Below are 25,391 nucleotides of genomic sequence, written 5' to 3' on the forward strand. Positions count from 1 at the left end.
GGGGCTCCGGGGCGCCCCGGGGGTCCTCTTGCGCCCCCGGTTGGGCCTGCCCGCTCTGGTCTCCCCGGTCCCCGTGCCCCCCCCGCCCCCCCCCCCCCGGGGGGGGGGGGCCCCCGTCCGCCCCCCCCCCACCCCGACACCACCCGGCCGGGTAAGAACAATCACCGGCCGGGCGCCACGCACCACCCGCCACCTGCCACCTGCTGAGCAGGCGTCACTTCATGCTGAAACCCTGTTCCTTGCCGAACGAGACGATCCGCTCCTGCCAGCCGGCCAGCGCTCCCGGCAGGTCGCCACCGGGCCGATACGCCTGGCCGATGGTGTCCTTGAAGATGCTGTTCGCGTACACCTGGAAGGGCAGGTACTGCCACTCCGGCCGCACCGCGCCGGACATCTGCGCGAACACCTCGTTCGGCTTCGTTCCCGGGAAGTACGGGAGGTCCGCGCCGCGGAAGCCCGGGTCGTCGAGCAGTTGTCGGGTCGCCGGGAACAGGCCGACATCGGTGTTCAGCGACTTGACCGCCTCGGGGTCGGAGTTCAACCACGTGGCGAAGGCAACCGAAGCCGCCTTGTTCTTGGCCTGCTTCGTCACCGCGACCGAGGAACCGCCGTTCTCCGCGCTGCCCGGCGCACCGTCACCGGTCGGCATCGGCGCAACGGCCCACTGACCGGCGCCCTGCGGGATGTTCTTCTGCAACACCGCGGGCGCCCACGCACCGGCCAGCCACAGCGCGTACTTGCCGGCCCCCATCGACTTCCACCACTCCTCGTTCCAACTCGGCGTGGATTCCACCGTCTTGTCCGCCAGCATCGGGCCCCAAGTGGCCGCCCACTTCGCCGTGCCCGGGTCGTCCTTGAGCTTGACCGCGGCCGAGGTCTCGCCGGAGACCTGGTACGGCTTGCCGCCCTGCTGCCAGATCAGGCTGTTCGCCTGGCCCGCGTCGCCCGGGTCGAGGTAGGTGACGAAGTTCCCCGGGTCGGCCGCCTTGACCTTCTTGCCCAGTTCGGCCACCTCGGCCCAGGTCTTCGGCGGCGTCGCGCCGAGCTTGTCCAGAATGTCCTTGCGGTAGAACATCGCCATCGGGCCGGTGTCCTGCGGGACGCCGTAGATCCCGCCGGCCACGTTGACCTGCGACCAGGCGGACGCGGCGAACTTGTCCCGAAGCGACGCGGCGCCGAAGTCGGCGAGGTTGACCAATTGCTTGGTGATCGCGAACTGCGGCAGCGCGAAGTATTCGATCTGCGCCACGTCCGGGGCACCGTTGCCGGCCTTGAGCGCTGCCTGCAACTTCGTGTACTGGTCGGCCGATTGGCCCACGTTGACCAACTTGACGTGCACCTTCGGGTACTTCTTCTCGAAGAGTGCCACGGTCCTGTCGATGTTGGGCACCCAGCTCCAGAAGGTGATCTCGGCGGGCTGGTCGAGAGCCCCCGCGACCGCCGCCGGGTCGGCCTGCTTGCCGCCCTTGCCGCCCTTGTCGTCCTCGGACTTGCCGTCCGACCCGCACGCGGCGAGCGACAGGGCGAGCGCGGCGACGGTGACCGCTGCGGTCATCGAGGTCGACCCGCGCAGGCCGCGACGACCAGCGATCGACGGTTTTGCATTCATGTGTGCCCACTCCAAAGGGAATTCGCGAACTCGGGGACGTGCGAAGAAAGGAGGCATGCGAAATACGAAGGAAAGAGAAGAAGCCCTACCAAGCGCCCGACCGGGCCACCGGGCCGCCCGGCCACGGGGCCACCCGGCCGCCAGGCCGCCCGGCCCCAGCCGCCAGGCCCGCACCTACTGCTTGACCCCACCCGCCGAAAGCCCGGACTGCCAGAACCGCTGCAGGAACAGGAACGCCACGATCAACGGCACGATCGCCAGCAGGCTGCCGGTCAGCAGGATCGGATAGATCGACGTACTGCCCGCCACGCTGCCGCCGTTGGCCTGCCCGTTCCACCGGTTGAGGCCGACCGTCAGCGGGAACCAGTTCGGGTCGTTGAGCACGATCAACGGCAGGAAGTAGTTGTTCCAGGTCGCCACGAGCGCGAACAGCAACACCGTCACGAAGCCCGGCGCGAGCAACCGCAGCGAGATGGTGAAGAAGATCCGCAACTCGCCCGCGCCGTCCATCCGGGCCGCCTCCAACATCGCGTCCGGCACCGCGTCCGCCGCGTACACCCGCATCAGGTACAGCCCGAACGGGCTGGCCAGGGACGGCAGGATGACCGCCCACGGGGTGTTCACGATGCCAACGTCGCTGAACAGCAGATACGTCGGCACCGCCAGCGCCGTACCCGGGATCGAAATCGCGCCCAGCACCAGCGCGAACATCAGCCTGCGTCCGGCGAATTCGAACTTGGCCAGCGCATACCCGCCGAGTGTGGCGATCATCGCCGCGCCACCCGCACCGACCACCGAGTACAGCAGGTTGTTCGCGAACCAGCGCAGATAGATGCCGTCTTCGTAGGTGAGGACGTCGTGGATGTTGTCGAAGAGGTTGAAGTCGTCGGCGAACCACAACCCACGCGACGACAGCAGCCCTTCGTTGGACTTGGTCGCGCCGAACATCAGCCAGACCAGCGGCAGGAGCGTATAGCCGAGCATCAGCGCCATCGCGACGGTCAGCGCGGTGCTCTTGCGATTGCGTCGATCGCCGCGCCCACCCCGTCCACCACGTCCACCACGCCCGCCGCTCCCGCGATCCGGCCGCCGTCCCCGAGGACGAAGGAACCGATTGCGCGCGTCGCCGGCCGCACTCGGACGATCCGGCAGAGTCGAGGTACTCACTGCATGCGCTCCCGTCGGGCGGTGGCCAGTTGCACCAGGTACGCGACGAACACGGTCACCACACCGAGCACCACCGCGATGGCGGCCGAGTAGTTGAACTGGCGTCCGCTGAACGCGAGGTTGTAGGCGTACAGGTTCGGGGTGTAGTTGGTCGGGACCGACGCCGGGGCGAGCGCGGACAGGATGCTCGGCTCGTTGAACAGTTGGAAGCTGCCGATCACCGAGAACGTGGTGGCGAGCAGCAACGCCGGTTTCAGCGCCGGGAGTTTGATGCTCCACGCGGTCCGAAACGCACCCGCGCCATCCATCTCGGCCGCCTCGTACAGCTCTTCGGGAATCGCCCGCAGTGCCGCGTAGAGGATCATCATGTTGTAGCCCACGTAGGACCAGGTCACCACGTTGCCGATGGACGCGAGCATCCAGTCCGGGCCCAGCAGATTCGGCAGTTCGGTACCGAACAGGTCGCCCAACTCGGCGGACAGACCGAACCGGTTGCCGTACATGTAGCCCCACATCAGCGCCGCGACCACACCGGGCACCGCGTACGGCACGAAGATGCCCACCCGGAACAGGCTCGCACCGCGCAACCGACCACTGTCGATGGCCAGCGCGGCGAGCAGCGACAGGGTCAACATCAGCGGTACCTGGATCGCGAAGAACAGCGCGACCCGGGCCAGTCCGGCGGAGAACAGGTGGTCGCTCAGCGCCTTCGAGTAGTTGTCGAAGCCGACGAAGACCGTGCCCCCGATCATCCGGTCCTCGTACAGGCTGAGCCGGAACGCGTAGGCGAGCGGTGCGGCGACGCCGATGACGAAGACCACCAGGAACGGGAAGAAGAAGGCGTGGCCGGTGAGGTTGCGCCGCAGGGCGCCGCGCTTCACCACGTGCCCCGGCAGCGGCACGGGACCGGGTCGACTCTCACGGAAGGTCCTCCGGGACGCTCGCGGGATTTCGGGAACAGTGGTCACGGGATTTCGGGAACGACGATCACGGGGTTGGGAAAAGGCGACGGTCGCGGGGTTCGGGAACGACAGTCGCGGGATTCGGGAACGACGATCGCGGGGGCAGTCACCCCCGACGAATGTTTGCGCCAACATCGCGGCGCGTTTCGAGAGTGTTCCGTCAGCCTGACGACCTGTCAATAGCCATCTCTGCGGGAAGTTTCCCGCGCAAATATGGCTTTTGGCGCTTCCGTGAAGTCGATCGCGACGCGCTGTTGACCGGGAATCGTGTTTGCGCGAACATGAGCGCACCCGCCGCCCGGCACGAATGGCGTGAGTGTGCGGACGGCCCGAGTGTGCGGACGGCGTGAGTGAAAGGATCGGGGCATGGCGAAGGACGGAGAGGTGGCGAAGCCGGAATCGGGCGGGTCGTTCGAAGCACGGACCCGGCCGCCGTCCATGGCCGATGTCGCCGCGATGGCAGGGGTCTCCAGCCAGACCGTCTCGCGCGTCGCCAACCACCGCAGCAACGTGGACGAGGCGACCCGCGAGCGGGTGCTCGCCGCGATGCAGATGCTCGGCTATCGGCCGAACACGGCCGCACGGGCCCTGGCCACCGGCAAGTTCCGGATGCTCGGCGTGATCAGCTTCGGCCTGAACGCGTACGGCAACGCCCGCACCCTGGAGGCCATCGTCGCCGCCGCGCAGGACGCGGACTACTCGGTCAACGTGGTGAGCGTGCGGGCACAGACCGAAAGCGCCGTACGCGACGCCTTCGATCGACTCACCGTGCAGGCCGTGGACGGCATCATCCTGATCGAGGCACAGATCCTGGACACCCCCGCGCTACGACTGCCCTCCGGTCTGCCGGTGGTGGTGGTCGACGGCGAGGAGAGTCGGCGGCATCCCGGCGTGGACACCAACCAGGCCGAGGGCGCCCGACTGGCCACCACTCACCTGCTCGAACTCGGCCACCGCACTGTGTGGCACGTCTGCGGGCCCCAGGACTCCTACGCCGCCCGGCGGCGCGCCGAATCCTGGCATCGCACGCTCAAGGCGGCCGGTGCGCCCGTCCCGCCGCTGCTGTACGGCGATTGGAGCGCCGCCAGCGGCTACGCGGCCGGCCTCGAACTGGCCGCGAATCCGGAGGTGTCCGCGATCTTCGCGGGCAACGACCAGATGGCACTGGGCGTGGTGCGCGCACTGCACGAGGCGGGTCGCCGGGTCCCGGACGAGGTCAGCGTGGTCGGCTTCGACGATCTCGCCGAATCGGCCTGGTTCCTGCCCTCGCTCACCACCATCCACCAGGACTTCGAGGAGGTCGGCCGGCAGTGCGTGGCGCTGCTGTTCGACCAGTTCCGCACCGGTCACGCCACCGTCCACGGAGCCACGCCGGTCGCCCCGACCCTGATCGTCCGGGACAGCACCTCGGCACCCGGCGCCCCCTGACGATCCGTCACCACGGCCCCGGTTCCCACCCACACCGCGCACGGCCACGCGCGCACGCCGCCCGCCCGCGATGCGGGAGTCCGCCCGCGCGCCGTACGGCCGATCCCTGCCTGCCCACTCCGCACCACCGAAGCCCGGTGCCTCCGGCACGAGTTCGCCCCGCGCACCCCTCGTCCTCAGCACCCCCGAAGTGACCCCGAAGGAGAAGTGGCGCCGCACCGAACGACCTTCGGCTCCGGCGCGCGCCACAACGCACCGATGAACGACACCACACACCGCCCCGCCGGTCGAATGGCCGCACTGCGCGCCCGCCTCGGCGGCATCGGCTTCGGCGCCGACTACAACCCGGACCAGTGGCCCGAGGCAACGCGCGCCGAGGACCTGGCGCTGATGGCCCGGGCCGGGGTCACCGTGGTCAACCTCGCGATCTTCGCCTGGGCTCGGGTCGAACCGGCCCGCGATGCCTACGACTTCGGCTACTTCGACCGGGTGATGGACGACCTGGCCGCACACGGGATCACCGCCGACCTGGCCACGATGACCGCCGCGCCGCCGCCGTGGCTGGTCACCGAGCATCCCGAGGTGCTGCCGACGACCGCGGACGGCACGGTCCTGTCCCCCGGCGGCCGGCAACACTTCTGCCCGTCCTCGCCGGTCTTCCGCGACCGCGCCGCGCGCCTGGTCGAGGCGGTCGCCACGCACTACCGGGACCACCCGGCGCTCGGGCTGTGGCATGTCGGCAACGAATACGGCTGCCATGTCGCGGAATGCTTCTGCGACGTGTCGGCGGCCGACTTCCGGCGCTGGCTGAGCGAGCGCTACAAGAGCGTGGACGCCCTCAACGAGGCGTGGTCCACCGACTTCTGGTCGCAACGCTACGCGTCCTTCGACCAGGTGTTGCCGCCGCGCACGGCGCCGACCTACCCGAACCCCTCCCAGCAGCTCGACTTCAAGCGATTCGGCAACGACGCGCTGCTCGCGTGCTTCACCGCCGAGACCGCGATCCTGCGCCGGATCACTCCCGACGTGCCGGTCACCACGAACTTCCTGGCCGGGCTCAAGAGCGTGGACATGTACGACTGGGCGCCGGCCATGGACGTCCTGTCCCTGGACAGCTACCCCGACCCGAACTGGGCACAGGCTCACATCGGTGCTGCGATGAGCTACGACGTGATCCGCTGCGCGGGCAACGGCGAACCGTGGCTGCTCACCGAACAGGCGCCGTCCGCGGTCAACTGGCGGGCTCGCAACGCCGCCAAATCACCCGGCCGGATGCGGTTGTGGAGCTGGCAGGCGGTCGCCCAGGGGGCCGACGCGATCATGTACTTCCAGTGGCGGCAATCCCGGGGTGGGGCCGAGAAGTTCCACTCCGGGATGGTGCCGCACGCCGGACCGGACACCCGGGTGTTCCGGGAAGTGGTGGACCTGGGCGTCGAATTGGCCCGAGTCCCGGAGCTCGTCGGCACCCGGATCCGCAATCGGGTCGCGCTGCTCACCGACTGGCACAGCTGGTGGGCCCTCGAACTCGACTCGCATCCCTCCGACGCCGTCCGGCACCTGGATCGCGCACTCGACCACTACGCACCCCTGTTCGACCTGGGCGTCGGGGTGGACGTGGTGCATCCGGGGGCCGACCTGTCCGACTACCGCCTGGTGATCGTGCCGAGCCTCTACCTGCTGTCCGCCGAACACGGCGACAAGCTCTCCCGCTTCGTCGCCGACGGCGGGTCGCTGGTCGTGTCGTTCTTCAGCGGCATCGTCGACGACTGCGACCGAGTGCATCTGGGCGGATATCCCGGTCCCCTGCGGGAGGCACTGGGCGTGTCGGTGCAGGAGTTCTGGCCCGCGGACGCCGGAACGCAGTTCCCGGTACGGGGAGTTGCCGAATCGGGCGACGCACCGCCGTCGGGCACCGGGGACCTGTGGCGCGAGGACGTCACGCTCAAGGGCGCGCGGGTCGAATTGGAGTTCGCCGGCGCCGACTGGGCGGGCCGCCCCGCCGCGACCGTACACAACCACGGCGCGGGCATCGCACGCTACATCGCGACCCGCCCGGACGCCGCGACCATGCGCGGCCTGATCGCCCGAGCCTGCGCCGACGCGGGCGTCGAACCGGTGCTGCCGGTGCTCCCACGCGGCGTCCAGGCCACCATCCGGGCCGGCGACGGGTACGACGTACTGGTCGTGCTCAACCACACGGACGCGGCCCACGAGATCGACCTCCCGACCGCTCGCCGGGACTTGCTCACCAACGACCGCGCGATCACCCGCCGAATCACCCTGGCACCCCAAGACGTGGCAGTCCTCGGCTCCCTCCCGACCGAACCCGAGTAACCGCCACCCCAAACCGCACCACCGCACCACCGCACCACCGCACCACCGTCAAAATCCGCACCACCGGCGCCACCGGCACCCCTGCACATCCCTCACCCTCAACCGGAGCAGGTACCGATGCAACGCACCAGGCACCGACTTCTCACCCGCCGCCCCCCGACCCCGAAGGCCCCCGGCCTCCCCCGCGCCGGCCACCGACTCCTCACCCGTTCCGCCCTCGCCCTCACCGCCCTCACCGCCGGCCTCCTGATCGCCCCACAAGCCGGCGCCACCGCACCCACCACGCCCGCACCCACGCGGGCAGCCACCCTCGCCGCCTCCTGGACAGCCCCCCTGTCCACGAGCGGCCGCTGGATAGTCGACGCGAACGGCCAACGATTCAAGCTGCGTTCGGCCAACTGGGCCGGTGCCCAGGGCACCTGGAACGGCTCCGGCGACATCGCCAACGCCGCCAACCACCACAGCGGAGAGAATGCCAACGGCATGCCGCTGGGCCTCGATCGGGCAAGCCTGCCGACGATCCTGGCGGGCTTCCACGCCGTCGGGATCAACAGCATCCGGCTGCCCTTCTCGAACGAAATGGTGCACACGACCACGACCGTCCCCGACGCGGCCGTCGCCGCCAATCCGCAACTGCGCGGCAAGACCCCGCTCCAGGTGTTCGACGCGGTGGTCGCCGCGTTGACCGCCGACGGCTTCGCGGTGGTGCTGAACAACCACACCGGCACCACCCGTTGGTGCTGCGGCCTGGACGGCAACGAACGCTGGAACACGACGCGCAGCACCGCCGACTGGGTGACCGACTGGGTCACCATGGCGAACCGCTACAAGAGCAACAAGCGCGTGGTCGGCGCCGATCTGTACAACGAGGTCCGGCGCAACATCACCGACGACCCCAACTGGGGCTGGGGCAACGACAAGGACTGGCAGGCCGCGTCGCTGGAGGCGGGCAACCGGATCCTGACCGAGGCCAACCCGGACCTGCTGATCATCGTCGAAGGCATCAACTGGACCGGCATCCCGGTCGACGGCCTGCCCCACGGCCGCCCCACGCTGACTCCGGTCCGCACCCTGTCGCACACCCTGGTCGACCCGAACAAGCTGGTCTACTCGGCACACTTCTACGGGTACACCGGCCCCAACCACAGCGGCGCGTACGGCACGGGCGAAACCCACGACGCCCGCTACCAGGACCTGACGCGTGATCAACTGTTCGCCGAGATCGACCGATCGGCGCAGTACGTGACCACCGACGGGCAGCACCACACCGCTCCGGTGTGGATCAGCGAATTCGGCACCGGCGCGGAGGAGACCGATCCGGCCGCCCGTGCCTGGTTCACCAACTTCACCGACTACCTGGTGGCCCGCGACCTCGACTTCGCCTACTGGCCGCTGGTCGGCTGGAAGGGCAACGGCCAGGGCGACTCGTGGGCCCTGCTCCGCTTCGACCCGTCCGGCACCCGCAGCGGCATCGCGGACGACCCGAACGACTGGCGCGCCGCCGCCTGGACCAAGCTGACCGGCGCCGCCGGCCGTACCGGTGCGATCCCCGGATCCGCGCGCTGGAACATGCTCAACCTGGACAGCGCCGACGCCCAACCCTCGCTGCGGATGCGGACTCGACCGGACTGGGACTCCGGTGCCCGCAAGGGCGTCTGCCCCGACGGCGAGCGCATCATCGGCCTGTCGCACACCGGAAACCGCGGCCTGTGCACCACCGCCGGCGGCCCCGACCTGTCCCCGATCGGCGCGCCCTACACGGTGGTTCGCGACCAGTCGTACGTGCAGAACGACTGGGCCACGGGCTACACCAAGCTCGAATGCCCCGCCGGCCGAATGATCACCGGCTACAGCGTGCGCGGCGCGGCCGTGTCCGCGATCCTGTGCACCCAACCCACCACGGCGCTCGGCACCCAGGCCCGCACCCTGTGGTTCGACCGAGGCGACAACCGCCCGACCGGCAACCCCGGCGGCGAGTTCGCCTCCGGCTCGTACAAGGGCCAGTGCAACGCCGACGAATACGCGGCCGGCGTCGCCTACACCGGCCGAGTCGGCTCGGCCAAGACCCCCGATGCCCTCCTCTGCAAGCGTTAGACCCGACCGACCCACCACGACCGCGCCGCCCCCACCCCGGGGGCGGCGCAGTCACACCCAGCGCAGTCACACCCAGCGCAGTCACACCGAGCGCAGTCACACCCGGGCAGGCACCCCCGGCACCGGCATCCGCAGTCCCGGCGCCAACCCACCGGCACATCGGCCCAAACCCCCGAACGCCCCTAGCGGGTCGGCGGCTGAGTCCCCGTCGGAGCCGCCGGCGGCCGCTCCGTCTGCGGCCCCCCGTAAGGCACCGTGTCGGGAAGACCCAATGTGACGGACTGGTCCTGAAATTCGGCCACCTGCTTCGACGCGGCCCGATTGACCTCGGGATCCACCCAGAGCTGCCACGTGGGCAGCAAAGCGACCTCCATCAGCCGCTCGAGCGGCAGCGGCAGCACATCCGCCGGTACGGCCGCACCGACGACCCCGCGCTCGGCCGTCTCCGTCACCGTGATCTCCACCCCGTCCGTGCGTTGCAGGCGCACCGACCGCGTCCACGGCCCCTGCACACCCGATCCCGGCTGCCCGTTCCCACCGGCCGTCGACTCGCGGCTCCCCATGGACTCCGCGCTGTATCCACGCGCGCCACCCGGCCCGGTGAAGGGTGTACAGGTATCGAACTTGCCGACCTCGGCGCAGGCGGGGACGGAAAGCGAGGTACGCGACGTCACCTGCACCGCAAGCCGGGTCGAAGACTTGACGCCCTTCAGCATCACGCCTGCGGAAGCGCCGATCCGGCTCGTCGAATCGCCCGGTTTCGGGGTGAACGAGAGCCCCTGCGGCTCCACTGTCTTGCCGCCGAGCCATTGCACCTGCAGCAGTACCCGGGCAATCTCCTGAGCCGAGACCGGTTCCTTCCCGCCCGGCGTGGAGGGCTCCGCAACCGGCCGGGGACTCGTACTCGGCGAGGTCGAGTCGCCGCCCACCGCCGCCGGCCCCGAAGCCACCCGGCTCTTCGGCTCCCCCTCGCTCCCGCTCGCCACCACCAGGCCGGTGCCCGCCACGGCCAATACCGCCACGACGGAGGCGCCCATCCGAATCCGCCGGGCCCGCCGCATCCGCCGGCCCCGGGTGATTCCCCCCGCGACCAACCCGGCGGGGAGTACCAACTCCGACGCCGCCGTCCGCATCGCGGCCGCCAGTTCCTGCTCCTCGGTCCTCGGGGATCCCATCGGCCTGCTGTCTCCTAGACGTCCGTTCGACCACGTGTCGTGCCCCCACCCGCAGGTCGTGCCGGCAGGCGTCCCGGGCCAATCGCGCATGGACCTGCCCGGTCGTTCCCACCAGGCACGAAACTCGACCCGACCGGCGTCCCCCCGACCCCGACCGACGTCGCGCGTGTACCCACTAGATAGAACGCGCCGAACCCCCCGGGCCGTCACGCGAATACGCCCGGAACATCAAGTAGGGCTCATATTCTGGCGTTCGCACGAGGAAACCGCGCCGGCGGCTCCGGACCGATGATCGCGCGGCACGTGGGGAGTCCCCCTTCCGAACCCTCACCCACTCCCGCCCCGGCACCCTCGCTCCCAGAAGCCCCCGAAGCCCCCTCGAAGCCCCGAAGCCCGAAGCCCCGCTCCGAAACCCTCGCTCAACCCCGAAGCATCGCCCGCACCCACGTACGTACGCACGAGAAGGTGGCCCGATGACCGACCCGGCAACCAGCCTGCACGAGCTCCTGAAGTCCCACGTCGACTCCGGACCCCTGCCGGGAGCAGTGGCCCTGGTGGCACGCCACAACCGGGTCGCGGTCCAGGCGGTCGGCTCACTCGACGCCACCGGCACCACCCCGATGACCCGGGACACCATCTTTCGCATCGCGTCGCTCACCAAGCCCATCATCGCCGCCGCGGTGATGCTGCTGGTCGAGGACGGCCGCTTCGCGCTCGGCGATCCCGTCGGCCGGTGGCTGCCGGAGTTGGCCGCACCGTACGCGGTGCGTTCGCCGACCGGCCCGATCGAGGACGTGGTCCCGGTCACCCGACCGATCACCGTGTTCGACCTGCTCACCTTCCGCGCCGGGTACGGCTTCCCGTCCGACTTCTCGCTGCCGGCGGTGGGCCCGCTGTTCACCGAACTGACCCAGGGACCCCCGCAGCCGCAACTGGTCCCGGCCCCCGACGAATGGCTGGCCCGGCTGGCCCGGATCCCGCTCCTGTACCAGCCGGGCGAGGCGTGGCTGTACAACACCTGCTCGGACATCCTCGGTGTGCTGATCGCCCGGGTCAGCGGCCGCTCGTTGCCCGACTTCCTGGCCGATCGGCTGTTCGAGCCGCTCGGCATGGTGGACACCGGTTTCGCCGTTCCGCGCGGCCGGCTCGACCGGTTCGCGTACTGCTACCGCGGCACCTCGACCGGCGGCCTCGATCTGGTCGACCCGCCCGCCGGCCAGTGGAGCAGCCCGCCCGCGTTCCCCTCCGGTGCCGGCGGCCTGGTGTCCACCGTCGACGACTGCCACGCCTTCGCCCGACTGCTGCTCGGCGAGGGCACCGTCGACGGCCGGCAGGTGTTGACCCCCGCGTCGGTGCGCCGGATGACCACCGACCACCTGACCGCACCCCAGCGGGACGCGGCCCACCTCTTCCTGGAGGGCCAGGGCTGGGGCTTCGGCGGCTCGGTCGACGTCGCGGCCGTCGATCCCTGGAACGTCCCCGGCCGCTACGGCTGGGTGGGCGGCACCGGCACGGCGGCGCACATCGTCCCGTCCACCGGCACCGCCACCATCCTGCTCACCCAGTTCGAGATGTCCGGCCCCACCCCGCCCACCCTGATGCGCGACTTCTGGCACCTGGCGGCGGGCCTCTGATCCGGCCCGCCCGGAGGTCCCGCACCGCCCACGAGTCCCGCACCACCCACCAGGCCCGCACGTCCCGCACCACCCGAGGCCCCCGAAGCACCCACCAGGGAAGCCACAACCACGAGCCCCGCCCCACCCAGGAATCCCACCCCGCCGAAACGCGTTGCGCCCCGACATGACGACACCGCTCGGCCCGAACACGCCGGATTCCGCGACACCGCTCCACCCGGGCGCCCCGGAGGCCGGAAAGCCCCTGCGCTACACCGCCTTCTCCACCGACCCCGCCGGCGGCAACCCCGCCGGCGTCGTCCTGGCCGCCGACGGCCTCGGCGATCCGGCGATGCTCGCGATCGCCGCCGAACTGGGCTACTCCGAAACCGCGTTCCTCACCCGACCCACCGTCGGCGACGACCCCGCAGCGGCCCGCACCTTCGACGTGCGCTACTTCAGCCCCCTGGCCGAGGTCTCCTTCTGCGGCCACGCCACCGTCGCGGCGGCGGTCGCGGTCGCCGAGCGGATCGGCCCCGGCGAACTCGTCTTCGCCACCCGGGCCGGCCTGGTCCCGGTCGACGTGATCGCCGCCGCCGACGGCGTGCTGCGCGCCACGCTGACCAGCGTCGAGCCGCATCACCGGGCCGCCCCGGCCGCCGACGTCACCCGGGCGCTGGCCCTGCTCGGCTGGGCCGCCGCCGACCTCGACCCGGCCATCCCGCCGGGCTACGCCTACGCCGGTGCCCACCATCTGATCCTGGCCGCCGGCACCCGGGCCCGGCTGGCCGAGTTGCGCTACGACTTCGACGGTCTGGCCGAGTTCATGCGCGCCCGCGACCTGACCACCCTGCAACTGGTGTGGCGCGAGTCCGCGACCACCTTCCACGTCCGCGACCCGTTCCCGATCGGCGGCGTCGTCGAGGACCCGGCCACCGGCGCGGCGGCCGCCGCCCTCGGCCACTACCTGCGGGCCCTGGACCTGGTCCGCCCGCCCGCCACGCTCACCCTGCATCAGGGCGACGACCTGGGCCGCCCCGGCCTGCTGACCGTCGACCTGCGGGCCGACGACCCGAGGGTGCGGGTCTCCGGCGTGGCCGTACCGATCCCGGATCCGCTCGGCTGAGCAAGAGCGAGCCGGGCGGCCCCGAGCCGCGTTCGGGGACCGCCCGGTTCGGGTCCGCCCTGCGGCCCCGAACCGCGTTCGCCAATTTGTGACAGCACTGGTCCAGACCATTGCTCGCCCCCGAACAGCCCTCCTAACGTGGCAGAGCGCCCCCCCGGTAAACGAAGGCACGCGACGCGCGCAGGTCGCATCGACACGGTCCGCACCCGGACCGTGTGGCTCCACGTTCGGATGCGGATTCGACGTCCCATCGGCTCGACCGTGCCGCCCGCGGCATCCGGACGAGCCGGTTCGAGTCCGTGCCCGAACGGGTCGGCCAGTCCCGGCACGACTTCGTTCACGAGGAGAAGTTCCATGCGCAAGAGGATCATCCTGTCCGCACTGAGCGCGGCGGCGGTCGCCCTGCCCTTCATGATCGTGCCGTCCTCCGCCTCGGCCCACGGGTTCATCTCCAGCCCGAAGAGCCGCTCCGCGCTGTGCGGTGAGGGCAAGGTCAAGAGGTGCGGCCAGATCCAGTGGGAGCCGCAGAGCGTCGAAGGCCCCAAGGGCTACCCGGCCGGCGGCCCCGCCGACGGGAAGCTGTGTGCCGGCGCGGACGGCCGGTGGGCCCCGCTGGACGACCCGCGGGGCGGCGCCTGGCCGACCACCGCACTCACCTCGGGCGCCTCGTTCAGCTTCACCTGGGAAATCGAGGCCCGGCACTCCACCAGCACGTTCCGCTACTACATCACCAAGCCGAGCTGGAATCCCACCCAGCCGATCAGCCGCGCGCAGATCGAGAGCACGCCGTTCCTGACCGTCCCGTACGGCGGTGCCCTGCCCGCCGCGCACACGGTGCACACCGGCACTCTCCCGGCCGGCCGCACCGGCCAGGCGCTGATCTTCGCCGTCTGGGACGTCGCGGACACCGACAACGCCTTCTACTCGTGCTCCGACGTGAAGTTCTGACCGAACACCGCCCGCCCGGCGGCCGGACGCGACACCCCGCGCCGCCGGGCCCGGCCACGGCGCGCCCCGCACCGTCGGGCCCGGGCCGCCCGCGGCGGGCTCATCCCGGGTACTCGACCACCCGATCACACCAGCGCCGCAACAACGGCGGATCATGGCTCACCGCCAACAACCCCGCCCCCGTCGACGCGCGGTAGCGCTCCACCACCCCCACCAGCGCGGCCGTCGTCGAGGCGTCCAGCATCGAAGTCATCTCGTCGCACACCAGGTACCGCGGCCGCAACACCAACGCCCGAGCCAGACACGCGCGTTGTAGTTGCCCGTCGCTGACCTGATGCGGCCGGCGGGCCAACAGGTCGTCGGTCAACCCGACTTCCGCGGCCAGTTCGGGCACCCGCTCGGCCACCTCGACCGATCGCCCACCGGCCCGCAGCGGCTCGGCGATCACCTCGTGCAGCCGCAATCGGGGATCCACCGACACCCTGGGCTGCTGGAACAACACCCCCACCCGGGTCCGCATCGCGCGTGGCGCGGCGAACCGCCACCGCGTGACGAACTCGCCGTCCAGCGACACCCGTCCGCCGTACGGCACCTGCAACAGCGCGAGCACCCGCGCCAGGGTGGACTTGCCGCAACCGCTGGGCCCCGACATGCCCACCGCCTCACCGGGCGCGATCAGCAACGACGCGTCCCGCACGATCGGCGCGCGCCGATCGTAGCCGGCGACCACACCATGAGCCCGCAGGCCGAGTTCAACCACGATCGTCTCCCCGGGGATGGTGGCAGGCGAGACCGGCCACGAAGTCCGGCACCCGCACACACGCCTTCGTCGCGAACTCGCAGCGCGCCGCGAACGCACACCCGGCGGGCAACGCGCTCAGCTCCGGCGGCATCCCGGGGATCGGCACGAACTCCCGCTCGGGCAGCGCCGCGAGCAGGCCGCGCGCGTACGGATGCCGGGGCCCGGCCGCGCCGAAGAACACCTCGGCCGAGGTCTCCTCCACGATCCGGCCCGCGTACATCACCGCCACCCGATCCGCGATCCGCTCCGCCGCGACCAGGTCGTGGGTGACCAGCAGCACCGCGTGCCCCGCGTCCGCGAGTCGGCGCAGCTCGTCCGCGGTGCGCTCGACCAGCGCCCGATCCAGGCCGGTGGTCGGCTCGTCCGCGATGATCAGCCACGGATCCCCGACCAGGGCCAGCGCGACGGCCGCCCGCTGGGCCAATCCGCCGGACAACTGGTGCGGATACCGATCCAGGTGGTCGACCGGGTACGCGGCCCGCGCGGCCACCCGTTCCGCGATCCGGCCGACGAGAGCCCGTTCCGGGCACAACAACTCCCGGACCGTCTCCTCCAGTTGGGAACGCACCGTGCGCACCGGGGTCAACCGGGCGGCCGGGCTCTGCGGCACCAGCCCGATCCGCCGGCCGCGCACCGTGCGGGCGAGCGTCCGCTCCGGCGCACCGATCAACTGCACCGCCTCGTCACCGCCCCCGCCCAGCACCGCCCGCCCGCCGACCAGCGCGTTCGCCGGCAGCAGGCCGAGCAGCGCCGCCGCCAGCACCGACTTGCCGCAGCCGCTCTCGCCCACCAGGGCCAGACATTCGCCGGCCACCAGCCCGAAGGAGACCTGCTCGACCGCGCACACCTCGGCCGTCGGCAGCCGAAACCGCACCGTCAGCCGATCCACCACCAGGGATCCGACGTCCATCGACGCCATCGCCGTCACAGCCGCATCTCCCCCGGCCCACGCGGATCGATCCGCTCCCGCCACGCCCCGGCCAGCCCGGCGATCGCCAGCGTCGGCACCACGATGAACAGGCCGGGCGCGAACGCCGGCCACCAGTGACCGGTGAGCAGCGCCTGCCGGCCGTCCTCGATCATCGTGCCCAGACTGGCCAGATGCGGCGGCATGCCCAGCCCCAGGAAGGACAGCGCCGACTCGTGCCAGATCGCGTGCGGCACCGCGAGCACCGCGGCGAGCGCCGCCTGCGGGGCCACGTTCGGCACGAAGTGACGCATCGTCACCCGCCGCCGGGAGGCCCCGCCGGCGATCGCCGCGTCCACGAACGGCCGGGTCCGCAACGACATCACCTCGGCCCGCACGATGCGCGCCGTGGACAACCAGTGGGTCAGCCCCACCGACACGATCACCGCACCCGGCCCGGGTCGGAACAGCGCGACCAGGATGATCCCGAGCAACAGGTGCGGCACCGAAGCCAGTACGTCAACCAGCCGCGCCAACACCCGGTCGGTCCACCCGCCCAGGGCGCCGGCGGTCGCCCCGACCACCGTCCCGATCACCGTCGACACGACCGCGGCCACCACCCCGACCAGGAGCGACACCCGCATCCCGTACACGCAGCGCAACAGCGTGTCCCGGCCCAGCTCGTCCGTACCCAACGGATGGGCCGGGGACGGCCCGAGCAGCCGATCGTCGAGGTGCACGATGCGCTGATCCAACTCGGCGAAGAGCGGCACGAACACCACCGCGAGCACGATCACGGCCGCCACCGACACCGACGCCCACCACCGCAACCGCGCCGCGCCCGCCGCCGAGACCAGCCTGCGCCGCGCCGGTCCGACCGGCGCGAGGATCGGGTCAGCCATCGAGGGCCACCCTCGGATCGGCCAGCCCGTACAACACGTCCGCGGCCAGATTCCCGATCAGCACCGCCGCCGTGGCCAACACCGTCAGGGCGGTCAGCAGCGGGAAGTCCAGCGCGAGCGCCGCCTGCACGGTCGCCGACGCCACGCCCGGCCAGGAGAACACGGTCTCCACCAGCAGGGCGCCGGTGATCAACTCCGGCACCCGCGACCCGAGCAGGGTCAGGAACGGCAACAGCGCCGAGCGCAGCGCGTGTCGCAGCAGCACGGTTCGCTCCCGCAACCCACGTGCCCGCGCGCCGAGTACGTGCTCCTCGGCGAGCGCCGCGATCAGCGACTGGCGGATGTACAGCACGAACCACGGCAGTTGGGACACCGCCAGCACTGCGGCCGGCAACACCAGATGTGCACCGACCTGATCCGCCGTCACCACCGAGGCGGAGGTGTCGGTCAGACCGCCGGCCGGCAACAGGTCCAGCCGCAGCGCGAACAACCACACCGCGCCCAAGGCGAGCCAGAACACCGGCGCGGCCTCCAGCGTGTACATCGCGCCGGTCACGCACCGATCGAGCACCCCTCCCCGGCGGCGAGCCGCCAGGATCCCCAGCGCCATCCCGCCCACCAGCGTGAGCACGAACGCCACCGATACCAACAACACGGTCCAGCCCAGCCGTTCGCCGATCACTTGACCCACCGGCATCCGCAACGACCGGGACGCTCCCAGGTCGCCGGTGAGCGCGTCACCCAGCCAGGACCACCACTGCGCCACGAACGGCCGGTCCGCGCCCAGCCCGGCCCGGATCTGCTCCAGGTTCCGGGCGGAGGCGGTGAAGGCCGCGTCCCCCGCGTACTGCCGCACCGGATCGAACGGCGACGCCGCGCCCAACGCGAAGACCAGGAAGGTGACCGCGAGCAACACCACCGGCGCCGCCGCCAGCCGGCGCGCCACCAGGACGGACAGACCGCGCAGTCGCAGGTTCACGACGTGGTCGCGGACGCCGCCCGGGGCACCCACTTCTCGATGTTCCACCACGGCCCGACCAGGTCGTGCGGGTGCGGCTCGACCTGACCGCCGACGCCGGTCCAGTCGTTGTCGACCACGTAGACGTGCTTGAGGTAGGTCAGGAAGGTCCAGGCCGGATCCGCCGCCAACGCGCGCTGGAGATCGCCGTAGACCTGCGCCCGCCGGGCCGGATCCCGGGTGGTGCGTCCCTCGGTCAACAGCGCGTCCACGCTCGCGTTGCGATAGTGCCCCGGGTTGTTGAACGCCTGGCCCGCGAGCGAGGAGTGGAACGTCTCGTAGGAGACGAAGTCCGGGTCGTACGGCGCGCCCTGACCCATCAGCAGCGCGTCGGCCCGCATCCGCGGCTCGATCGCGTCCCAGGTCAGGCCCTCCACCGAGATGTCGATGCCGATCCTCTTGGCGTCCGACACGTAGGCCAGCGCGAGGTCCTTGCGCAGCGCGTCACCGGCCGGATACAGCAGCGTGAATCGGGCGGCCCGGCCGTCCTTGACCCGGATGCCGCCGTCGCCCTTGCGCCACCCGGCCTCGTCGAGCAGCCGTTCGGCGGCCGGCGCGTCCACCGCGTGTTCGAGTTCGCGGGCGTACAGCGGACTCGACGGCGCCACCGGACCGAACGCCGGCGCACCGTCCCCGTTCAGGATGCCGCGCACCATCGCGCCGCGGTCCACCGCGAGGTCGAGCGCCTTGCGCACCGCGAGATCGCCGGTCACCGGGTTGCCGCTGGGCAACATCACGCCCCGGTAGTCGGCGGTGTCCACCTTGAGCGTGCTGCGCGTGCGGTCCTTGGCGAAGCGCTCGGCGAGCTTGGGCGGCAGTGCCGCCGCGTCCAGGTCGCCCGCCGCCAGCCGGGTGGCCCGGGTGTTGTCGTCGAGGATGAACGCGAAGGTGACCTGCTTGATCGCGGGCTCGCCGCCCCAGTAATTCGGATTGGCCTTGAGCACGAGCTTCTCGCCCGCCCGCCAGGTGTCCACCGTGTACGGCCCGGAGCCGATCGGCTTCCGGTTGAACTCGGCGGTGGTCAGCGCCGGACCCGTCAGGGTGCCCAGCGCGTGCTCCGGCACGATGCCGAGCGTGGTGCGCTGCGGAAAGGGCGCGTACGGGTATTTCAGGGTGAACACCACGGTGCCCGGATCCGGCGCCGCCACCCGATCAAGCGCCGCCAGGTCGCTGCGCACGGTGGTGGGCACCGTCGGGTCCAGGATGGTGCGGTACGTGAAGGCCACATCCGCCGAGGTCAGCGGGCGTCCGTCGGAGAAGCTCAGCCGATCGCGCAGCCGGTAGGTGTAGGTCAGGCCGTCGGCGGAGACCTCCGGCAAGGCGCGGGCGAGCGCCGGCACCAGACCCAGATCCGCGTCGTGCGCGAGCAGCCCGTCGAAGAGTTTGGCGGCGCCGTCCTTGCTGTAGCCCAGGATCGGACTGAGCGAATCGGGTTCCTGGCCGACCCCGATCACGATCGTGTGCGCACCCTTCGCCCCACCGGCCGAGGGCGCCGAGCCCGCGCAACCCGCGGCGGCGAGCGTCGCGCCGACCAGGGTGGCGGCGAGTACACCGCGTCGACGGCCGGAAAAGGGTGGGTAATGCACGATTCATCCTCGGTCGTTCGTGATGGTTGTCTGCGGTGCCATGTGATTACACATGATTCGCACTTGCAAAGAGATTGCAATAGGCGAACCTAGCGCAGCCCATCCGCCCGGTCGGACACGCCCCGTGCGCACAGTTGGTGGACCTCCATCGGACTGCACCTGGAAGGATGGGCAGGATGGAGTGGGCACGGTCCGCACGGTGATGGGAGCAGGCGTGGTGGTCGGATCCGCACGACGGTCCCTCGGGGTCGGCCTTCCGCTGTCGATCACGCTCGCGCCGCTGCTCCTGGCCCTGCTCCCGGCCGCGTTCGCCGGCGGCGAGACGCGACCGTGGCGTCGGCGCAAGGACGCCGCCCGCTCGGCGGCGCTGGCCGCGCGCGAGGCGGCGGGCGAGGCGTTCCTTCAGCTCGACACCGCGCAGCGGGACATGATGCTTTCGCTGGAGACGGTGCGCGCGGTGCGCGGCGCGCGCGGCACCGAGGACGCGCTGCGCAGCTTCGCCGCGGTCAGCCTGCGCATCGACGAGGCGAGCGCGGCCTACATCGCGCTGATGGACCGGCATCCGCTGGACGCGGACCTGGAGACCGACGAATACGAGGCGGCCCGTCGGGAGTTGACCGAGACCGCGGGCAAGCTCGACGCGGTCCGCCGGGATCTGGACCGGTTCGGCACCTCGCTCGGCCCGCTGCTCGCCGATGCCGAGCACGCCCTCGGGCAGTTGCCGCCGGCCGTGGATCGGGCCCGCCGGGCCGCCGCGCAGGCCGCCGAGGCGCTCGCCGACACCGAGCGGGCCGGTCTGGGCACGAGCGGACTCACCGCCCGGCTGGCCGCGATCCGCGGCGACCTGACCGAGTTGGACCGCGGCCCGGCCGCGCTGGGCATTCCGGGCACGCTGGAGGTGGCACGCCGGATCGAGAACTCGGCCGGCGAATTGCGCGCCGAGGCCGAGCGGCTGCCCCGACAGCGCGAGGAGGTCACCAATCGGCTGTCCTCGCTGCGCACCCGAGCCCAGGCCCTGGAGTCCCGCCTGACCGGCGTGGAGCCCGCCCTGCACCGCCTGCGTCGCGACTACGTCCAGTCCTGCTGGACCGACCTGGAACAGGTCCCGGCCAAGGCCCGCCAGTCGCTGGGCGTGGCGCACGCCCGCCTGGAGGAGGCCGGCGCCGCGGCCGGACGCGGCGAATACGCCGACGCGGTGAGCAAACTGGCCACCGCGCGGGCCACCCTCAAGGACGCCGACGAGGCGATGGCCTCGGTCAACGACCGCCTGGCCGCGCTGGAGGAGGTCGCCCGCGATCCCGAGGCCGAGCTGGAGCGCACCCGATTCGCGCTGCGCGACGCCCAGCGGCTCGCGCTCGGCGGCCGGGCCAACGCCGAGGAGCGCTACGCCCGCCGGCTGGACGCGCTGGTCTTCCGCTTGGAGGCGATCGCCGCCGAACCGGAGAATCCGCGCCCGAACTGGTGGCACTTCCTCAGCGAGACCCGGGCCATCCGGGCCGAGGTGGCGGCCACGGTGCAGGTCATCCGCGAGGACCGGGCCGGCCCCGGCCCCCACTGAGGCCCCGGACCGAACCGAGACTCCGGACCGCACCGACATCACGGCGCGTCAGCACACGGAAGCAGAAAGGCGACATTCTCCGCTTTGCACGCACTTCGCGCGACTCAGCGTAGTGAAATCGTCGCCATGTTCGACCAGTCGGGTAAAGAATCGGCACCTTCAGCCACCTTCCCGAAATTTAAGGTTTAAAGTCGTCGGACCGGTCGACTTCGGGACTCAGGTCCCTATTCACGGGTCCGAAACCCCGTGTGCCGCGCCGTCGACCACTTGCCGACACCGGGAAGTCGCACATGCCCGTGCTCTTGATGCTGCTGTTCGTGTTCCTCCTCGTGCTCGCGTTGCCGAGCCTGCGCGCGCTGCGCCGGGCCCCGCGCACCGCCGCCGTGCTGCCGTTGCACACGAACGACATGACCGACATGCATCGCATGATGGTCCTCGCGTACGAGGAGGAGCGTGCGGTGCTGCATCGCCAGGCGGTCACCTGGCTGCACTCGCTCGGCCGAGGCCCGCTGCGGGTGACCGACGCGCAGGCGGCGACCGGCAATCGCGGCTGCGACCTGGTGACCCTGGGCGACGGCACGGTGCTCGGGCTGTCCTCGACCGGGCTGGTCATGCACGAGCTGTGCGGCGCGCTCGACCGCTTCACCGAGGTGGCACTGACCCGGGTGCGGGCCGCGCGCGACGGCTTCGAGCTCACCTTCGACATGGAGTGCGGCCGGCAGTTGCACGCCCGGGCCGAACTGCTGACCGTCCGCGGCGCCTGCGTCTGAGTCGCCCCGGCGGGCCCCGGAACACCCGAGGGGCCCGCAACACCCGAGGCGCCGCCCGGGCCGCGCCCGATCATTCGACCGGCAGGCGGCTCCGCTCGAGCAACCAGGCCGCGATCCGCTCGCCCGCCGTCACACCCTGTGCGGTCAACGCCTCGACGTGCGGCGCCGACCAGTTCGTCTCGGCCAGTTCGCCGTGTCCCGGCCGCACCCCGGCGTCCGCCGCGCGCAGCAGCTCGATGTCCAGCAGCGAGTCGCCCGCCGCGAACACCACGTCCGCGTCCGCCCGCCGGGCCACCTCGCGCACCGCGTCGCCCTTGGTCAACGCCTCCGGGACCAGGTAGAGCTTGCGGCCCTGGAGCGAGACGCCGTAGCCGCGCTCGGCCGCCCACTCGGTCGTCTCCGGCACGAACTCCGGAGGCAGCTCCGCCCGTTCCACCACCAGGTAGGTGAACAGGTCCTCGGCCACCCGGAGTTTGTGGGTCCACTCGGGCAGCGCCACCCGTTCCAGGTGGGCGACCACCTCCGGCAGCGGAGCGGCGTTCGCGGCCAAGGTCTTGCGCACCCCCGCATGCCAGTCCGGGTCGCTCTCGCCGTGCACGAGCAGGTGACCGCCGTTCGCACAGATCGCGAACTCCGGTGCCCGACCCGGCAGTACGATCCGGCCGTACTGCTCGCGGGTGCGGGTGGTGGTGGGCACGAAGGTGGTCCGCTCGGCCAGTTCGACGAGCAGCGCGACGGCCTCCCGCGTGACGAACGACATCGGCGCGCCTTCGTACTCCTCCACGCACACCAACTCGGGCGTGGGGTCGGTCGCCGCCAACCCCAGCCGGGCGGCGGCCCGGGAGTAGACGAGCGTGCGGTCCAGGTCGCTGGCCACCACGACACTCACGCTGGGCTCCCTTCCCGGCGGAAGCCGGGCTTGACCAGTCCGACGCACGAATACGGCAGGTCGTCCACCTCGACCACCGGAACCCCGCGCTGTGCGGCGAGCATTCGCACGTGGTCCAGCTCCGCGCCGACGCCCTTGCGGGCCAGGATCTGCCACGGGACCCGGCGCAGCAGCACCCGGGTGGTCTCGCCGACGCCGGGCTTGATCAGGTTGATGTTCTCGATCTCGTACTCGACGCCGATCCGCTCGACGGCCCGCCAGCCCTCCCAGGTCGGCGCCCGGTCGCTCGCGGCCAGTACCGGTTGATCGCGCGCGACGTCCTCGGCCACCGCGGCGAAGCGCTCGGCGACGGTGTCCAGAAACAGACCGGAGACGTCTGCGTCGGCCAACTCGGCGTAGAACTTCGCGCCGTGGAACTCGTCCGGACCGATCAGGTCGTCCCGCAGCACGGTGCGCGAAACCAGCCCGGACACCGTCGAGTTCAAACACGCGGACGGGATCAGGAAGTCGTCGCGGGTGCCGTAGGTGCGCACGCACGAGCCCGGGTCGGCGAGCACGGCCAGTTCCGGGTCGAAGCGCATGCCGGTGGTCTCGGCGGTCAGCTCCAGCGCGTCGGACAACTCCCGGGTGATCGCGCCCTTGCCGGTCCACCCGTCCACGAAGACGATCCGCGACGGATCGAATTCGCGTCCCAGCCAACGCAACGCGGTGCTGTCGATGCCGCGTCCGCGCACGATCGACACGGCGAAGTGCGGCAGGGTGAGGCCGTGCGCCCGCTGGGCCCAGCGGCGCATCAGCACGCCCACCGGGGTGCCCGCGCGGGCCAGCGAGACCAGCACCGCGTCCCGGCCGCGTTCGGCCAGGATGGTCTCGGTGACCACGCCGACCGCGTGTGCGATCCGGTCCGCCGAGGCGTCCGATGCCGCGTGGAACAGCGCCTGATACTCGGGCGAGGGCTGGTACTCGATCGGCAACGACTCGGCGTAGTGCGCGCCCGCGTGCTGGATCGCCTCCTCGCGCTCCTCCAGCGGTGCCTCCAACTCCACCGCGGACAGGTCCTTGAGCAGCCAGGCGACCTCGTCGGCGGCGTAGGAGGAGAACGCCGGCCCGTACAGCGGGTCCGGCAGCTTGCCGGTGTCGTGCCCGGGTGGGCTCGGCTGGTGGTTCATGAGCTGCGCACCTCGGGGGTGAAGGAGGGGACGACGAGCAGACCGACGTGGTCGGTGACCCGGGACAGCGCGGCGAGCAACCCGCCGGGCGCGTGCAGTTCGGGGGTGTCGGCGACCGAGTCGACGACGATCAGCACCTCGTCGAACCGTCGTGCGGGATCGATGCCGGCCGCCACGTTGTACGCGTAGCGGGCGCCGGGACCGTCCGACGGATCGTCGTGGGCCGGGAATTCCAACCGGGTACGGATCGCGTAGCCGGGATCGTCGACCGCGAGCACCGGCGAGCGGGTCGTGGTCGAGTAGCGCACCTCGACGTCCGCCGCCACGTGCTCGGCCAGCGCCCGGGCCAACCGCAGCGGCGTGTACATCAGTTCCTCGAAGCCGAGCACCAGGATCCGCCGGCCGACCACCTGCTCGGCCAACGCGGCGCCCAGCGCGGGCAACGCCCGCTCCAGCGCGTCCTGATCGGCCCCGGTGAATCCGTGCCGGCCGCCGTCGGGCAACCCGGCGGGCCAGTCCAGGTCGAGCGTGCGCACCGTGCCGGACCCGCCGCCGCTCACCCGGCCGCCGTCGTGCTCGGCCACCAGTGCGGTGCCGCGCGCCAACACGTCCTCGGGAAGTTCGACGGTGCCGGCGGCCAGCGCCACCACGTCCACCCGGGCGCCGAGTTCGGCCGCGAACACCTCCGCCTCGGCCCGGTCGGCGGGACCGCGCACGTCGATCAGCGCCGCGATCACGTAGTGCGCGCGCGGCGCCACCGCGTGCAGCGCCCGGATCGTGTTGGCGACCGTGCGCCCGGTGGAGAGTTCGTCGTCCACCAGCACCAACGGCCCGGTCCCGGCCAGCAGTTGCGGATCACGCGGCAGGATCAAATGCGAGGTGGCGTGCGAGTGCTCCTCCTCGAACGCGCCGAACGGCGCGACCCCGGCCACCGGACGTCGGGTGGAGTGCAGGTAGGTCGCCCCCGGCAGCGCCTCGGCCACACAGTGCCCGAGGCCGGTCGCGGTCTCCGCGTAGCCGAGCACCACCGGCGTCGGCTCGCCGGTCAACACGCTCGCCACCCGTGCGCCCAGCGCGCGGCCCGCGTCGTGGACCACCGCGGGCAGTTGCGGAATGTGCTTGCCGAGCACGGTGGACACCAGCAGGTGGGCCCGACGCGGATTACGGCGCAGCGCGAGCCCGACCAGCGTGTCGAGCCCGTCCCCCGCGAGCGCCACGTCGAGTCGCTCGGCGACCCAACTCCCCGACCAGGTTTCCATCCGATGTTCACTCAACGCCCGAACCCGCTTTCCTCGCTACCCGATCGAATCCCACCGCGCGGGGCATCCGGCCCC

At 71.5% G+C, this 25,391-nt stretch carries 18 protein-coding genes and 1 pseudogene; 8 read left to right on the top strand and 11 right to left on the bottom strand.

The window, feature by feature from the left end; translation table 11 throughout:
* Nucleotides 1–214: 214 nt before the first annotated feature.
* The 3 genes from ACH4U8_RS03255 to ACH4U8_RS03265 all read right to left on the bottom strand — a co-directional run bounded on the left by ACH4U8_RS03255 (nucleotide 215) and on the right by ACH4U8_RS03265 (nucleotide 3,678).
* Complete coding sequence (locus tag ACH4U8_RS03255; protein ID WP_379989401.1) at nucleotides 215–1,609, bottom strand: ABC transporter substrate-binding protein; 1,395 nt, start codon at nucleotides 1,607–1,609, stop codon at nucleotides 215–217.
* Between the two features lie 174 nt (nucleotides 1,610–1,783).
* Nucleotides 1,784–2,761 carry a carbohydrate ABC transporter permease gene (locus ACH4U8_RS03260; protein WP_395775992.1) on the bottom strand — a complete coding sequence of 326 codons (978 nt, stop codon included), beginning with the start codon at nucleotides 2,759–2,761 and terminating at the stop codon, nucleotides 1,784–1,786.
* An 11-nt stretch (nucleotides 2,762–2,772) separates the two neighbouring features.
* Nucleotides 2,773–3,678: a carbohydrate ABC transporter permease gene (locus tag ACH4U8_RS03265; RefSeq protein WP_395775695.1), complete on the bottom strand. Its 906-nt coding sequence runs from the start codon at nucleotides 3,676–3,678 to the stop codon at nucleotides 2,773–2,775.
* Between the two features lie 498 nt (nucleotides 3,679–4,176).
* Between ACH4U8_RS03265 and ACH4U8_RS03270 the strand changes: the two genes are divergently transcribed.
* The 3 genes from ACH4U8_RS03270 to ACH4U8_RS03280 all read left to right on the top strand — a co-directional run bounded on the left by ACH4U8_RS03270 (nucleotide 4,177) and on the right by ACH4U8_RS03280 (nucleotide 9,594).
* Nucleotides 4,177–5,166, top strand: a complete 990-nt coding sequence (locus tag ACH4U8_RS03270) for a LacI family DNA-binding transcriptional regulator (RefSeq protein ID WP_360310749.1) — start codon at nucleotides 4,177–4,179, stop codon at nucleotides 5,164–5,166.
* 258 nt (nucleotides 5,167–5,424) lie between these two features.
* Nucleotides 5,425–7,500: a beta-galactosidase gene (locus ACH4U8_RS03275; protein ID WP_395775696.1), complete on the top strand. Its 2,076-nt coding sequence runs from the start codon at nucleotides 5,425–5,427 to the stop codon at nucleotides 7,498–7,500.
* A gap of 117 nt (nucleotides 7,501–7,617) precedes the next feature.
* Nucleotides 7,618–9,594, top strand: a complete 1,977-nt coding sequence (locus ACH4U8_RS03280) for a glycoside hydrolase family 5 protein (RefSeq protein ID WP_395775697.1) — start codon at nucleotides 7,618–7,620, stop codon at nucleotides 9,592–9,594.
* A gap of 182 nt (nucleotides 9,595–9,776) precedes the next feature.
* Here ACH4U8_RS03280 and ACH4U8_RS03285 read toward each other — a convergent pair whose 3' ends face one another.
* Nucleotides 9,777–10,631: a hypothetical protein gene (locus ACH4U8_RS03285; protein WP_395775698.1), complete on the bottom strand. Its 855-nt coding sequence runs from the start codon at nucleotides 10,629–10,631 to the stop codon at nucleotides 9,777–9,779.
* A 611-nt stretch (nucleotides 10,632–11,242) separates the two neighbouring features.
* On the opposite strand from ACH4U8_RS03285, the gene ACH4U8_RS03290 reads away from it, so the two are divergent.
* The 3 genes from ACH4U8_RS03290 to ACH4U8_RS03300 all read left to right on the top strand — a co-directional run bounded on the left by ACH4U8_RS03290 (nucleotide 11,243) and on the right by ACH4U8_RS03300 (nucleotide 14,456).
* The gene (locus tag ACH4U8_RS03290; protein WP_395775699.1) at nucleotides 11,243–12,403 is read left to right on the top strand and encodes a serine hydrolase domain-containing protein; all 1,161 of its coding nucleotides are present in this window, start codon (nucleotides 11,243–11,245) and stop codon (nucleotides 12,401–12,403) included.
* A gap of 166 nt (nucleotides 12,404–12,569) precedes the next feature.
* Nucleotides 12,570–13,508 (top strand): PhzF family phenazine biosynthesis isomerase, encoded by a 939-nt coding sequence (locus ACH4U8_RS03295; RefSeq protein ID WP_360310517.1) that lies wholly within the window; start codon nucleotides 12,570–12,572, stop codon nucleotides 13,506–13,508.
* Nucleotides 13,509–13,862: 354 nt separating this feature from the next.
* On the top strand, nucleotides 13,863–14,456 hold the full coding sequence (locus tag ACH4U8_RS03300; protein WP_360310519.1) for a lytic polysaccharide monooxygenase: 594 nt from the start codon (nucleotides 13,863–13,865) through the stop codon (nucleotides 14,454–14,456).
* Nucleotides 14,457–14,556: 100 nt separating this feature from the next.
* Here ACH4U8_RS03300 and ACH4U8_RS03305 read toward each other — a convergent pair whose 3' ends face one another.
* From ACH4U8_RS03305 to ACH4U8_RS03325, 5 genes are read right to left on the bottom strand one after another with little or no spacing between them, the layout of a single operon-like run.
* Nucleotides 14,557–15,216 (bottom strand): ABC transporter ATP-binding protein, encoded by a 660-nt coding sequence (locus ACH4U8_RS03305; RefSeq protein ID WP_395775700.1) that lies wholly within the window; start codon nucleotides 15,214–15,216, stop codon nucleotides 14,557–14,559.
* A complete protein-coding gene (locus ACH4U8_RS03310; RefSeq protein WP_395775701.1) occupies nucleotides 15,209–16,168 on the bottom strand; it encodes an oligopeptide/dipeptide ABC transporter ATP-binding protein in 960 nt (319 codons plus the stop codon). Before ACH4U8_RS03310 ends, ACH4U8_RS03305 begins: the two co-directional genes overlap by 8 nt.
* A gap of 14 nt (nucleotides 16,169–16,182) precedes the next feature.
* Nucleotides 16,183–17,067 (bottom strand): ABC transporter permease, encoded by an 885-nt coding sequence (locus ACH4U8_RS03315; protein WP_395775702.1) that lies wholly within the window; start codon nucleotides 17,065–17,067, stop codon nucleotides 16,183–16,185.
* Complete coding sequence (locus ACH4U8_RS03320) at nucleotides 17,060–18,016, bottom strand: ABC transporter permease (protein WP_379989403.1); 957 nt, start codon at nucleotides 18,014–18,016, stop codon at nucleotides 17,060–17,062. The genes ACH4U8_RS03315 and ACH4U8_RS03320 overlap by 8 nt, the downstream gene beginning before the upstream one ends.
* A 26-nt stretch (nucleotides 18,017–18,042) precedes the next feature.
* Complete coding sequence (locus tag ACH4U8_RS03325) at nucleotides 18,043–19,671, bottom strand: ABC transporter substrate-binding protein (protein ID WP_395775703.1); 1,629 nt, start codon at nucleotides 19,669–19,671, stop codon at nucleotides 18,043–18,045.
* Between the two features lie 181 nt (nucleotides 19,672–19,852).
* Here ACH4U8_RS03325 and ACH4U8_RS03330 point away from each other — a divergent pair, with 181 nt between their 5' ends.
* Nucleotides 19,853–21,229, top strand: a complete 1,377-nt coding sequence (locus ACH4U8_RS03330; protein WP_379989391.1) for a hypothetical protein — start codon at nucleotides 19,853–19,855, stop codon at nucleotides 21,227–21,229.
* 290 nt (nucleotides 21,230–21,519) lie between these two features.
* Nucleotides 21,520–21,999 (top strand): hypothetical protein, encoded by a 480-nt coding sequence (locus ACH4U8_RS03335; protein WP_360310531.1) that lies wholly within the window; start codon nucleotides 21,520–21,522, stop codon nucleotides 21,997–21,999.
* Nucleotides 22,000–22,069: 70 nt separating this feature from the next.
* Here ACH4U8_RS03335 and ACH4U8_RS03340 read toward each other — a convergent pair whose 3' ends face one another.
* Nucleotides 22,070–22,888: an HAD family hydrolase gene (locus tag ACH4U8_RS03340; RefSeq protein WP_360310533.1), complete on the bottom strand. Its 819-nt coding sequence runs from the start codon at nucleotides 22,886–22,888 to the stop codon at nucleotides 22,070–22,072.
* Nucleotides 22,885–25,316 (bottom strand): annotated as a pseudogene (locus ACH4U8_RS03345) (phosphoribosyltransferase). The gene ACH4U8_RS03340 and the pseudogene ACH4U8_RS03345 overlap by 4 nt, the downstream one beginning before the upstream one ends.
* Nucleotides 25,317–25,391 lie beyond the last annotated feature (75 nt).

The sequence above is a fragment of the Embleya sp. NPDC020886 genome (genome assembly GCF_044333915.1).
In the GTDB taxonomy this organism is placed as follows: Bacteria; Actinomycetota; Actinomycetes; order Streptomycetales; family Streptomycetaceae; genus Embleya.